The sequence below is a fragment of the Ectothiorhodospira shaposhnikovii genome (assembly GCF_047222355.1).
GTDB lineage: Bacteria > Pseudomonadota > Gammaproteobacteria > Ectothiorhodospirales > Ectothiorhodospiraceae > Ectothiorhodospira.
On the sequence record NZ_CP178333.1, the window covers coordinates 1,766,906 to 1,779,368 of the forward strand.

Annotated in this window: 12 protein-coding genes, 2 tRNA genes and 1 pseudogene; 3 read left to right on the forward strand and 12 right to left on the reverse strand. The window is 59.5% G+C overall.

What is annotated here, in order from left to right:
* Positions 1-5 precede the first annotated feature (5 nt).
* The 3 genes from ACLF6L_RS08065 to ACLF6L_RS08075 all read right to left on the reverse strand — a co-directional run bounded on the left by ACLF6L_RS08065 (position 6) and on the right by ACLF6L_RS08075 (position 1,198).
* Positions 6-80, reverse strand: a tRNA-Thr gene (locus ACLF6L_RS08065).
* 54 nt (positions 81-134) lie between these two features.
* Positions 135-211: transfer RNA gene (locus tag ACLF6L_RS08070), tRNA-Asp, on the reverse strand.
* A gap of 102 nt (positions 212-313) precedes the next feature.
* Positions 314-1,198 (reverse strand): response regulator, encoded by an 885-nt coding sequence (locus tag ACLF6L_RS08075; RefSeq protein WP_238616802.1) that lies wholly within the window; start codon positions 1,196-1,198, stop codon positions 314-316.
* Between the two features lie 272 nt (positions 1,199-1,470).
* Here ACLF6L_RS08075 and ACLF6L_RS08080 point away from each other — a divergent pair, with 272 nt between their 5' ends.
* Together ACLF6L_RS08080 and ACLF6L_RS08085 are read left to right on the forward strand one after the other, a co-directional pair.
* Positions 1,471-1,719, forward strand: coding sequence for a hypothetical protein (locus ACLF6L_RS08080; RefSeq protein WP_412851371.1), 249 nt, complete (start codon positions 1,471-1,473; stop codon positions 1,717-1,719).
* A 1-nt stretch (position 1,720) separates the two neighbouring features.
* On the forward strand, positions 1,721-2,272 hold the full coding sequence (locus tag ACLF6L_RS08085; protein ID WP_412851372.1) for a hypothetical protein: 552 nt from the start codon (positions 1,721-1,723) through the stop codon (positions 2,270-2,272).
* Here ACLF6L_RS08085 and ACLF6L_RS08090 read toward each other — a convergent pair.
* The 5 genes from ACLF6L_RS08090 to ACLF6L_RS08110 form a co-directional block, all read right to left on the reverse strand.
* The gene (locus ACLF6L_RS08090; RefSeq protein ID WP_412851373.1) at positions 2,227-2,862 is read right to left on the reverse strand and encodes a response regulator; all 636 of its coding nucleotides are present in this window, start codon (positions 2,860-2,862) and stop codon (positions 2,227-2,229) included. The two genes, ACLF6L_RS08085 and ACLF6L_RS08090, sit on opposite strands and share 46 nt — an antisense overlap.
* 18 nt (positions 2,863-2,880) lie before the next feature.
* On the reverse strand, positions 2,881-3,366 hold the full coding sequence (locus ACLF6L_RS08095; protein WP_238616798.1) for a response regulator: 486 nt from the start codon (positions 3,364-3,366) through the stop codon (positions 2,881-2,883).
* Positions 3,367-3,455: 89 nt separating this feature from the next.
* Positions 3,456-5,705: an ATP-binding protein gene (locus tag ACLF6L_RS08100; RefSeq protein WP_412851374.1), complete on the reverse strand. Its 2,250-nt coding sequence runs from the start codon at positions 5,703-5,705 to the stop codon at positions 3,456-3,458.
* Between the two features lie 9 nt (positions 5,706-5,714).
* Positions 5,715-6,848 carry an FIST signal transduction protein gene (locus ACLF6L_RS08105; protein ID WP_412851375.1) on the reverse strand — a complete coding sequence of 378 codons (1,134 nt, stop codon included), beginning with the start codon at positions 6,846-6,848 and terminating at the stop codon, positions 5,715-5,717.
* A complete protein-coding gene (locus ACLF6L_RS08110; RefSeq protein WP_412851376.1) occupies positions 6,845-7,651 on the reverse strand; it encodes a sensor histidine kinase in 807 nt (268 codons plus the stop codon). Before ACLF6L_RS08110 ends, ACLF6L_RS08105 begins: the two co-directional genes overlap by 4 nt.
* 117 nt (positions 7,652-7,768) lie before the next feature.
* Between ACLF6L_RS08110 and ACLF6L_RS08115 the strand changes: the two are divergent.
* Positions 7,769-9,009: pseudogene (locus ACLF6L_RS08115) on the forward strand (IS3 family transposase).
* On the opposite strand, the gene ACLF6L_RS08120 reads toward ACLF6L_RS08115, so the two are convergent.
* From ACLF6L_RS08120 to ACLF6L_RS08135, 4 genes are all read right to left on the reverse strand, one after another.
* Positions 8,999-10,231 (reverse strand): hypothetical protein, encoded by a 1,233-nt coding sequence (locus tag ACLF6L_RS08120; protein ID WP_412851377.1) that lies wholly within the window; start codon positions 10,229-10,231, stop codon positions 8,999-9,001. The pseudogene ACLF6L_RS08115 and the gene ACLF6L_RS08120 sit on opposite strands and share 11 nt — an antisense overlap.
* 34 nt (positions 10,232-10,265) lie before the next feature.
* A complete protein-coding gene (locus tag ACLF6L_RS08125; protein WP_238616793.1) occupies positions 10,266-10,433 on the reverse strand; it encodes a hypothetical protein in 168 nt (55 codons plus the stop codon).
* Positions 10,434-10,553: 120 nt separating this feature from the next.
* The gene (locus tag ACLF6L_RS08130; RefSeq protein WP_412851378.1) at positions 10,554-11,723 is read right to left on the reverse strand and encodes an MraY family glycosyltransferase; all 1,170 of its coding nucleotides are present in this window, start codon (positions 11,721-11,723) and stop codon (positions 10,554-10,556) included.
* Positions 11,724-11,947: 224 nt separating this feature from the next.
* Positions 11,948-12,382 carry a hypothetical protein gene (locus ACLF6L_RS08135; RefSeq protein WP_238616791.1) on the reverse strand — a complete coding sequence of 145 codons (435 nt, stop codon included), beginning with the start codon at positions 12,380-12,382 and terminating at the stop codon, positions 11,948-11,950.
* Positions 12,383-12,463 lie beyond the last annotated feature (81 nt).

The following is a 12,463-nucleotide window of genomic DNA, read 5'->3' on the forward strand; positions in this document are numbered from 1 at the left end:
GGGGGTGGTGCCCATGGGCAGGATCGAACTGCCGACCTCTCCCTTACCAAGGGAGTGCTCTACCACTGAGCCACATGGGCAAGACACTTGAAAAACAACACACCCTGCAGCCTTCTGCTCCAGGGATTCAAAAATGGCGGAGTGGACGGGACTCGAACCCGCGACCCCCGGCGTGACAGGCCGGTATTCTAACCAACTGAACTACCACTCCAGATTGCTTCACCACACTGCCTGTGTGATGGAGGCGCATTATAACGGCTTTTTTGAAAAATGCACGAAAAATTTCAATCGCCGAATCGGTACCGATCCAGGGTCAAATCTCCAGCAGGCTGTCGCTGGCGCACGCCTCCAGGAAGCCTTCCATTTTTCTCGCCGCCTCGTCGGTCAGCCACAGGAACACACGACGCCGGTCGGAAGGATCACGCTCCTTGCGCACCAACCCCCGGTTGACCAGGTCCTCCACGTGGCGCAGCGCGGTGGTCAGCGGGATGCCGGACCCCACCGCCAGACTGGACACATAATCGGGCCGGTTGGCCAGCCGGGCAATCATCAGATCCACCATAATGTTCCAGGTTGCCCCGGAGCACAGTTCCGGGTCAAAAAAACGGCCGCGCAGGGCGCGGGCTTCCGCGGCATTTTTCAGGATGCGCCGGGCACCGGCACTGGCCAGCCCGCCGTCCTTGCCGTCAGCCGCCGTCCGGCTACCCCCCCTGACCGATTCCGGCTCGATATCTTCCTTTTCCGAATGCAGGTAGCGTAGACGGGACTCGATCTTGCTGAGTTGTCCCTGGGTGATGCTCAGGACTTCCCTGAGCTGACGCTTTTCCAGATCCCGGCGCAGGGCACGCCGCACCGCCAGGATGAACTCCTGCTCCCGGAATGGCTTGAACAGGAAATCGGCCGCCTCCATGCGCAATGCACTTTGCACATGATCACGGGAGGCGTAGCCGCTCATGAAGACGATTTCAGCACGATCCTCCCCCTGGCTCTTGGTCAGGGCCCTGACCAGATCCATACCGTCCCAGCCGGGCATCCGGATGTCGGATACCAGAATGCGAATGCCGATGTCCTGTTCAAGGCATTCCAGCGCCTGGCGAGGGTCCGTTCTGACGATGGGATCGAAGCCGGCGCGCTTGAGCATCGCCTCCAGTTCCTCAAGGATATCCGGCTCGTCATCCAGAACCAGCACCCTGCTCATTTCATGATTCGGCAGTGCCTTCAAGCCACATCCCTCGCGCGTTGCACTTCTGAAAATATCCAAAGCCTTAATTAATTTGGATATTTTATCCTTTGCAATGCAGTAGTGACAGGACGATGACCACCCAATAGTTCCAAATCCGAGCCTTTTGTCGGAAAACACGGGAAGCGGCATACACCCGAAGCGAGCCACCTCCGGAATGGATTCTTTTTCATTTCCATTCCGGGCACGGCAAAGGCATCGTTAAAACCTGACACTTCAGGGATCTTGAAATGACACACATCGTGCATCGGCCGGCCGCAGTCTATCGCAGCGTGGAAACCCTGCTCCCCGAAAGCCCTCAGACCCCGATGCAGATCAATCTCATTCTTGTGAATGACGACAAGGACCTGAAGCAGGATCACGGCATCCAGCGACGGCATGAAGATCCACAGGTCAGTCTCATGATCGCCATATCCGCGGTCACGTTACTGATCAGCATGGTGATCTTCACCCTGAGCTACCTTCTGTGGGTCATCTGACATGATCAAGCGCCCCCTGGACATCCTCATCATCACGGGAGAAGGCCACAGCCTTGGCAACGTGATCGCCGCCCTATTCCAGCATACCGCCCGATTGCCCCCGGATACCCGCATTCGGTCCATGAGCCTGACCTCACGCCCGCCCGCGCCGACCCGGCCACAGCTACGGGACATTCTGCACCCGGTCGGCATTGAACCCGATCAGACAACGGGCATGGCATTCAGCCGGTCCGCCCTGATCTCGGCCACCCATGTCCTGGTACAGGACAACCGTCAAAAACAACACCTCATGCAGCAGTTCCCCGACTGCCGGCACAAAATCTTCAGGGTTGCACAATGGAGTTCACGGGAACTCTTCGAGCCGGACCCTGATGACCGGGAAAACCTCCTCGACGTCATCACCCGAATCTCCGAATCCATCGGCGGCTGGTGTGCGGCTCTCAATCGTGCCGGCGCCCGGTCGCTTCCGCAGACGGTTTCGGACACGTCCATGGCCCCGGTGCCCTCCTACAGGGTCACCGGCGGCAACACCCCTTCCCTGTACAGGGCCTGAATCACTTCTTCCAGGTTCTCCTCGGGCACCAGAGATTGCAGAATCGAGCGGGCCTCCTGGGCTGAAATGGAGGGTTGGCAGCCGGGAATGCCTTGACGCAGCAGCTGCATCCTCAACCGGGTCAGGGCGCATCCTCTCAGGACCACGTCACGAAAGCCCGCCATATCCGCGGGCTTGAGCAGAAAGTCATCCACCTTCTTGCGAAAGATACCTCGGATGAACGCCTGCTCCACGCTCCCGGTCATGACCACCAGCGCAGGGATGAGCCATCCATGGTGGGTGTAAAACCGTCGGACATGATCCACCAGCCAGAACCCGTCTCCCTCGGGCATCATCAGATCGATGAGGATGCAATCAGGCCGAAAACCGTCGTGCAGGAGCAGCAACGCCTGCTCGGATGACTCCACCGGGACACTCTCCACGCCCCGCCTTTCCAGATCGGAGATCAGCTCCTGGGAAATGCCCTGCTCATCTTCAACGATCAGCACCCGCAATGCCGAGCAACCATTCCCTGTCCCGGCGCTATCGCCGCCGAAGATCTCGTCACGATAACGCAAGCCGCCGCCATGAAACTCGTTTGCAATCGTCATCAGCCCTGCTCACGCCGGTTATTGACTGACCAGAGCATCGTGGACATCCAGACTGGCCCGGGTGATTTCCCGTAGCTGGCGGATGGTTACCGGCTTGTTCAGAAAGGCAAAGGCACCCTGGGTCCGAGCTTCCTCGGCCAGCACGGGCGTACCATGCCCGGTGATGACCACCACCTGAATGCCATGGTGGGCACGCCAGCTTCGGAAGGCGGGATCCTTCAGCAACTCCATACCGCTGCCGTCCGGCAGGCGCAGATCGAGGAACACGATGGAAGGCGGCGGGTCATCCATCATCAGACGCCTGGCCTCGCCCAGATTGGCTGCATGCCAACACAGGATGCCCATCCTGGAAATGGCCGAAGCCAGTTCGCTGCGGATCAGACCATCGTCCTCGACGATCAGCGCCCAGCGATCCAGGGAATGGCTGGAGTTTCGGGGATGAGAGTTCAAGTGGTTGATGAAGGCGATCTCTTCGGCGGTCAGAGGCGATTGATTCTGCTGCATGGCCAAGCTTCCGATTTTTCACGCTATTAGAGCATGTCCGGAACCGACCGACCGACCATACCCATCCATTCTGGAAGCATTCCAGACATTCAGGCATGCCCCTCGCCCAGCCACTTCTCCAGAATCAGCGCCAGCTCCTTGCGGGTATAAGGCTTGGGCAGCCAGTCATCCATACCGATCTGCAAATATCCGTCCCGCTGTTCCGTGGTCAGGGCCGCGGTCAGGGCAATGATGGGCACCCGGCGTCCCGCCCTTTCCTGTTCACGAATGATCCGCGTCGCCTCGATGCCGCTCATCACCGGCATCTGGCAATCCATGAGCACCAGATCAAAGTCAGAAGACAAAAACGCATCCACACCTTCCCGGCCATTGCAGGCAGACTCCACCTCGCACCCCAGCAGCTCCAGGGTTTCCACCACCAGTTCCCTGACATCCGCGTTGTCCTCCACCAGCAGGATCCGGGGTTTGCGGGGCTTGTCGGGCTGAGCCGGTCCGGCACTCCCCGCTTCCACGATCGGAAACATCTCGAAGAAGCCGCTGGGGTCGCGATCTTCAAGGCAGGCCTCTTCCAGGGTCAGGTAAAACCGGACCTCGGTACCCTCACCGACCACACTGCTCACCTCGACATGCCCTCCCATCGCATGGAGCAGATTGCGCACGATCGGAAGCCCCAGGCCCGTACCTCCCTCTCCAATGGTGCCGGAACCGGGGTCACGCACCTGAAAGAACGGCTCAAACAGATGCTGGATGACATCAGGGGCGATACCGATGCCGGTGTCCCTCACCTCGAAGACCAGGGGATGGAAACCAGAGGGCACGGCCTTGTCCGGATCACGCCGCACGCGCAGGGTAATGAAGCCGTTCTGCGTGAACTTGATGGCATTGCCCACCAGATTCCACAGGATCTGTCGCATCCTGAGCACATCCACCAATACCGCTTCGGGCAGATCCGGGGCCAGATCCACCACCACCACGTTATCCCGCTTCCTGGCCGCCGTTTCCAGGATATGCAGACTGTCGCGCAGTACGCGATACAGGTCGACCACCTCATGGTTGATGCGAACCTGCTCGGACTCGATCTCGCTGAAATCCAGGATGTCATTGATGATGCTGCGCAGGGCCTCCCCGGAGCGTACCAGCGACAAGGCATGCCGACGCTGCTTCGCGTCCAGCGGAGAATCCAGCAACAGCTCCGCCATCCCGAGCATCGCCGTGATGGGGGTACGAATCTCATGGCTCACCGTGGCCAGAAAACGGGATTTCGCCTCGTTGGCCGCCTTGGCCTTCATGGCCAGCTGATTGGCCTCGTCACGGGACTGGATGAGGGCCTCTTGTACCCGGCGAATCTCCCGCTGCTGCCGGCGCCGGATCTCCGCATTGGCGAACATGTCCGCCATGGTGCGCAGGATGGCCACATCGATGCTTCCCCACTGGCGATGCTGATGCACGGCATCAAAACCGACAAACCCCTCGCAATGGCCGTCCTTGCCCATGATGGGAATGGTGATATTGCTCCGGATGCCCTGGGGTTCGAGGGCATGACGCAGGGATGACTCCGGAGGCAACGCCGGCACATCGGGTACGTAATGCACCTCCCCGGCCCGATGTGCCTCCACCCAGGCCTCCAGTCCTTGCAGTGGAAACTGCTGCAGATTGGCCAGCTCGCTGGAAATACCCGGCGCGCACCACTCATGGGTATTGGTGGCGGTATAGGCATTCAGGTCATAGGAAAACAGGAAGGCACGATCGGCCCGGACCAGGCTGCCGATCTGTTCCAGTCCCGCATTGATCAGCGGATCCAGCTCATGCTCCTGCGCCGTCATGAAGCGCATGGAAAAATGGGTCAGCAGACGCTCGAACTCCCCCCATTTTTCCAGTTCCTCGCTTTGCTTGCAGGCCAGGCAGGCCTGAGCCAGCTTGTCGGCAACCGCGCAGAATGACTCGCAGAAGGAGACCGGCAAAGGTTCGCTGGAGAAGGTGATCAGCAGACCGTAACCCGGTAATTGAAATACATGAACGCTGCCGCGTTCATGCTCAAGGATCAGAAAGCCGGAACCTCGCCGAGCCTCAAGCATGGCCCACAGTTGGTCACATCGTTGCTCGCGCAGAAAGTCGGCAAATGCGGCATCGGCGGACAGCCGCATGGGCATGCAGCGCATGACCGGCCAGCGGGACTGCCTGGGCCCCTCGCGGTCCTGCCGCAGCACGGCCGCCCCCAGACTGTTGGTCGACCGGACCAGGGTCGCCAGGCAGATCCCGAGCATGGAATCAAGCTCAAGGCTCCTGCCCACCGACAGGGAAATCTGCAACAAAACCTGCGTTTCAACGACCAGATTCACACCGGCGACTCAATGCTGTGATCCCAGCAGTCCAAGGACGATGGTCTTGTTGTAAAACTCCAGACACTCCTGACCATTATTGGCAATCTCGCCGATGGACAGAATCCCCACCATGGGATAATCACGCTGCATCTTGCGCAGCTCGGAAGGAAATTTGTCCTGAAGGTACAAGGATCGGGAAATACAATCACAGACAAACCCCAGCGCCGGCAGCCCCTGCCCCGGGTACAACCGCTCGGCCGCCTTCACCACCGAATCCGCCGCCTGTGTCAGATCCCGCACATCTCCATGCAGGATTTCCACATAGCCTCCCTCGGGCACATCCCCCACACAGACCAAGGCACCCTCCTCATCCAGGCTCAGTGGGTCACGCACCACGAACTCCCCCCGCAAACGGCAGATGCCCAGTGGATAGCCCTTGGCCACATCAAAGAAATTGTCGGCACGGATACGAACTCCGGAATGGGCCGCGATCAGTTCCGCATACACGTCCAGGGCCGGCCGGGAATTCAGGGACAGAACCCGGTTCCTGAGGGACTTGGAAACCTTGACCGGCGAAGAGATCGATCGCCACCCGTGGGAAACACCGATGCCGGACTTGAGGTTCATCAGGGCCATGATTGCGCCATCCTTGAGCAGGCCGTCACCGGTGAACAGGCACGGGGTTTCGGGGCAGGACAGGTTCCCGGCCCCGCCTCCCAGATAGTTGCAACTCAGGCCCATGCCGTCAAACACGCCGGAGATCAGCTTGGAAATATGGCTTGAAAAGCCGTTCACCAGCACAACCATGACGGCATCCTGCTCCTGATGACAGGTAAAAGCCCCCTCCAGAGACAAGGCGATGGACTGCTCCGAAGCCGCCGCCAGATCCGGTACCACGACCATGGTCGGCGCCTGCGACAGGGCCACCACGATGGTGCCACGCTCAAAACGCTGGCCCTCATACAGCAGCCCAGGAAAGATCCCGCCGAACACAGGCAGTCGTTGGGCGCGCATCAGGGCTTCCAACCGCGGCGGTGTCCAGACATTGTCCACGCAGGTCAGCACCATCAAGCCGGCACACCCCGGCATATTCGATGCCGCCTTCATCAGGTGCGCCATCCCGGTCAGGGTGCCGGTTTTGTCAAACAGGGCTCCGATCATGGGGTCGCTTGCTCCGGCTCCACGGCGGGCAGAACGATCTGGAACACGGCACCATCCTCCGTATTGCAACAATCAAGGTGGCCGCCAAGATCCCGGATGATCCCGTAACTGATGGAAAGTCCAAGCCCGGTACCCTGCCCCACCGGTTTGGTGGTAAAAAACGGTTCAAACAGATGTTCCATGGCTTCCTCGGAGATGCCACCGCCATTGTCACGGATTTCCAGTACCGCCTCCTTCTTCCCACAGCCGGAGTCGCGAACAAAGGTGCGCAGCCAAACCCGGGGATGGTAATCATCACGCCCCTCCTGGGAGGCCAGGGCGGTCCGCTCCCTGAGGACATCCCGGGCATTGCTGACGCAGTTGAGCAGTACCTGCTCCAGTTGCTGAAGCTTTCCATTCACCAGGGCCGGCGGCTCCTGGTGGGACACTTCATGCCGAATCCCGCTCATGAGCAACTGCTGTCCCACCAGGGACAGGACACCCTCCGTGACCTCGGACAGAGAAAGCACCCGACACTCCTGTTCGGAGCGCCGGCCAAACACCCGCATGTGATCGATGATGTCCGCCGCGCGACGGGCCTGATCCGTCACCCGGTTGAGTCGTGCCCGCACATACGCCACGCTTGCCGGCGTCAGTTCGGCATCCTCCAGGACTTCATAGGCGTTATCCGCCGCCAACTGGATCACCTGCAGCGGCTGGTTCAGCTCGTGGGCCACCCCCGTGGTCATCTCCCCCAGGGTCGCCATCTTGGCCGCCTGCACCAGCTGCGACTGGCTGTACTTAAGTTCGCTGATATCCATCATCAGGCAGACCATCTCCGGGTTCTCGCCGACCGGATCTTCCAGCAGACTATAGTGGACCCCGATATCTAGACAGCAGTTTAAGCTCTGAGTGGGGGGCTGAATCGGGATACTAACAAGATGACTGAAAAACGGAAGAGAAACACGTACAACGCTGAATTCAAGGCGAAAGTTGGTCTTGAGGCGATTCAGGGGGTCAAGACCGTCAACGAGATCGGTCAAGCCTACGGGGTCCATCCCGCCCAAGTGACCCAGTGGAAGAAGGCGATCCTCGAGCAGGCTGGCACGCTCTTCGAAGGCAAGCGGGGCCCCAAGCCAGTGTCGGAAAAGGATGCCCCGGACCGTCTCTACGGTGAGATTGGGCGCCTGAAGATGGAACTCGATTGGCTCAAAAAAAAGTCCGGGATCAACCTGCCGTGAACCGTCAAGACTGGATTGACGCGGGTGGCGAGATCTCCATCGTTCGCCAGTGTGCGCTGGCCGGGGTTTCCCGGGCGACCGTGTATGCGCGCTGGCGTTTGTCACCGGATGAGGCCGGCGACCTGCTGCTGTGTGGACTCATCGACGAGATCTACACACGACGGCCGTTCTACGGGAGTCGGCGCATGGTGGTCGAGCTGCGGACCCAGGGCCATAAGGTCAACCGTAAGTGTGTCCAGCGCCTGATGCGTCGGATGGGGTTGGCGGCGATCGCGCCGGGTCCGCATACCAGTCGTCCGCACCCGCAGCACAAGGTTTATCCGTATCGGCTGCGTGGCGTTGTGGTCAACCGGCCCAACCAGGTTTGGAGTACCGACATCACCTACATCCGTCTGGCTCAGGGCTTCGCCTACTTGGTCGCGATCCTGGACTGGTACAGCCGCAAGGTCTTGAGTTGGCGGCTCAGCAACACCATGGATACGACCTTCTGCGTTGACTGCCTCGAAGAGGCCCTGCAGCTGTACGGGCCACCGGAGATCTTCAACAGTGACCAGGGCTCGCAGTTCACGGCTGACTCGTTCACTGGCGTGCTCAAGCGAGAGGGAGTCACTATCAGCATGGATGGCCGCGGAAGGGCCTTTGACAACATCTTCGTCGAGCGACTCTGGCGGACGGTGAAATATGAAGACGTCTACCTCAAGGGCTACGCCAATCTCAAGGAAGTCACGCTGGGACTGATGGACTACTTCGCGTTCTACAACGGCGAACGCCCCCACGCGGCTCTGGCGAACGAGACACCGGATACGGTCTATCGGAACCGGCAGGGCGGAGGCGCACTGATCGTGGATAAGTACGGCCCGTCGGCTGTGACGCCACCCAGTGAAACCGCAGTACCAGGGCAGCGCTGTTCCGCTGCGAGCGACCCCCAAGCTATTGCTTAAACTCATACTCTTTCTGTCTTGACGATGGGGTCCACTTTAGACTGATATTCATGTAGAGCCAAACCTGGCGATTGTTGCAGTCCTTGAAACGCAACTCTTCCTTCACATAGCCCCGCCGGTGTACCGCACGGAACATCCCTGCCAGTTTGTCCGCATCCACCGGATGCACGCGCTCAAAGAAGGCAGTGGAATCGGGAATGGCATTCAGACCGATGAATTCTTCAAACCGGCCGTTGGCAAAAGTGGTTTTCACCGCGCCATCCGTTTGCGCCCGTCCGCACCAGATGGCGATGGGCGCGTTGAACACCAACCGCTGCAGCCGCTTTGACTGCATCTCCACCTGATGCCGCTCCTCGCGCAGGGCCAGGGACAGGTTCACCAGGGCCTGATTGAGCACATCCGGCTCCAGGAGCCGGGTCGCCATCCTCGGCACCGTCTGATCCTCGGTCAAACCCTGCACCGCAACGGCGGTCTGCGTCAGCGAGCGGCTGATCACGACACTGAGCCAGTATGCCAGCATCAGGCCGGACAACAGCAACAGTATCGACAGGAGCAGATAGTCCAGGAAGTCATGGGTGGACCGCAGCCACGCCATGTCATCTCCCAGCAGATAGGCATGGAAAAAGATGAAAAATACCGCAGGCAGCAGGGTCATCAGCACGAAAAGGTTGAATACGACCGCGCGGATGGAATACACCCGCTGCCGCATCGGCGCAGGAATATCCATCAGATCGCGCTTGAATACCAGCACGATCAGCCCTGCCGTCGTGGTGGCCGCCACCCCGTTCAAGGCCTGCTTGAACAACACCACCGCAGCGGCGAGTTGGTCCAGACGCGGATCGAACTGATACACAATCCACCACAGGGGCAAGCCCAGCAAGCCCCAGAAGGCGATGTCCGCCACCGGCAGCATGAGATGCCGGCGATGGACCAGCCAGGCCACCACCAGCATCTCCAGCAGCAGGACCAGGATTGCAAGCACGGTGTGCCACAGCAACAGGGTCGGCAAGGCGACGATGGCGGTCGCCAGCAATGCCCATCGGGTTCCGAACAGAATGAGGACCAGGAAGGCCGCCGCCAGGCCCGGCAGCGGGTACAGCTGAAGTGGCAGATCCGGATGGTGCAGCGACACCATCGGGAACAGATTGAGTGCGGCACCCAGGCCGCCCAGCAGCAGCGTCCACAGCCAGCGCTGCCACTGGGGGGACCGGATACCTGGCATGAACATCAGTGACAAAAGCGGGAAATAAGAAGCATCATCCCTTCAGTTTATCGGGACTTGAGTTCAGTACGGAAGTCACGGCACTGGAATCATCTTCATCACGGCGCCGGGCGGCCATGGCCAGCAAGGCTGCCAGCACCATGCCGGCGGCACCGCCCAGCATCAGAGCCGCATAGACCGCAAGCCAGCAATTGATTTCCATCACATACCCCACGTTTCGGTTCAGTACCCGGCACCGGCCGTGCCAAGCCTGGTGGACTATAAGCCCGAAATGGCGGCAATCACAAAAACGAAGCATCCATTTCGGATGGATCGATCCAAATCACCTCCTCTTCACGTTTTCAATAGACAAATCAACCACCTGTCTGGTTCGCACCGAATCGGCCGCTGCGCTGGGAATGGCGGGCCGGCCCACGCGCAACCATTCCGCCGTCACCGTAAGGGCCGCTATCAGCGCCACCCACAGCAAGGTCATGACCAGGGCCGATGTCGCAAACAGCGCCTGCCAGATGCCCGTGCCGACCATGACGGCCTGCACACCCAGCATGACCGCCAGGGTCTGATTGACGCCCAGGCCGCGAGCCTGCAGCAGGTGATGAAGGTGATCGTGCCCAGGCTGAAAAGGCGAAACACCGGCAGCCATGCGCTTGAGCATCACGCGCAGGGTATCGATGACGGGAAGCCCGAGGAACCACAGGGCGGCCGTGGCCGGAATGAGGGCATCGGTCGACTGGCTCATGACGATCACCCAGTAGGCCATCAGGAACCCCAGGGTGGTGCTGCCGGCATCGCCGAGAAAAACCAGCCCACGGGGACGCCCCAGGCGCATGTTCAGCAACAAGAAACCAGCCAGTGCGCCGAGCAGAATCAGTAGCAACATCCCCTGTGCGCCGAGGTCGGCCATGAACAGCACCGCCGCCAGCCCTGCCAGAGACACCACCCCCAGTCCGGCGGCCAGGCCATCCATGCCGTCGATCATGTTGAAGGCATTGATGCATCCCACCACGGCAAAGAGCGTCACCAGAGCGGCCACGGCCCATCCCCAGACACCGAACACGTCATTCAGTGCAAACAGGCCGATATCCAGAATCAGAACGCCGGACCACGCCATCATGCCCACGGCAAGGATCTGCGCCACCAACCGCAGTCGGACGGAAACGGGTCTGGCATCATCCACCGCGCCCACCACCAGCAACAGCAGCAGGGCCGACAGCACCCCGGGAGGCAGGAGAAGCACTTCGCCCGCGCCCGACAGGTGCCAGGCCCAGACCGGCAATGTGCAAAGCAGCAAGGTGAGGATGACGGCAATGCCGCCGATGAGCGGAGTGGGTGTGACATGGGTTTTGTGAGCACCGGGATGATCCAGCAAACCGAAATAATCGGTACCCACTTTCAGACTGAGAGCCAGGGAGACAACGACGACAATCATCGCCGTCAGCATCATGACCATCGGCATCCATTCCGATGAAGGGAAAAACTGTACAAGCAGCATGTCCCGTTCCGCACCGCCCATGCATACTCTCCCTTGAAAAGACCGAAACCATCAGCGAGTGAAAAACCAACATCACCCGATGCGCTGAACGTCACTCTTTTCTCAAGTTAGCAGCATGAAACCAGGGCACAACAAAAGACTGATTCAAAATGAAAGTGATAACTTAAAAAACAAGCAATAAAAGTAAAACCGGAAAACCAGAAACCTCCATTTTGAACATAAAATCAATCCTTACCCTCTGTATCGGAAGGATTTTTCCTGGAATGCCTCATTAACCAGTCCGACAGGTAAATCAGCCTCTGACGCTGCGGCAAGGTCAGCTCTCCCAAACGCCTGTAGAGCCGGATCAGACCAAATACTTCCTCATAGACACGTCCTTCCCATGGTGAAATACCCTGCAATGCAAGGATGGCTTCATCATCCTCCCTGGACTCGAATCCCTCATGAAACCACAGCACCTCCCACCGCCCGTCAGGCAGCTTGTGCAGGGTGCTCATGGGACAGTCATGATGCGTATTGGGCCATGACTGAGGGACGCCATTCGAGGGTCCTGAAAAGTCATCGGTGATCAGGCCGCAATCATGCAACTGCTCCCATGTACCGATGAACCGGGTATAGGCAAGGCTATCCTCCAGCCGCCCCGATACCGCCTCGATCATGAAAATATTCTCCTTACATTCACCCGCTGTGCCGATTCGATGAATCGTCAAAAAGTATCCATTGACTGTAAACAGGTTCAA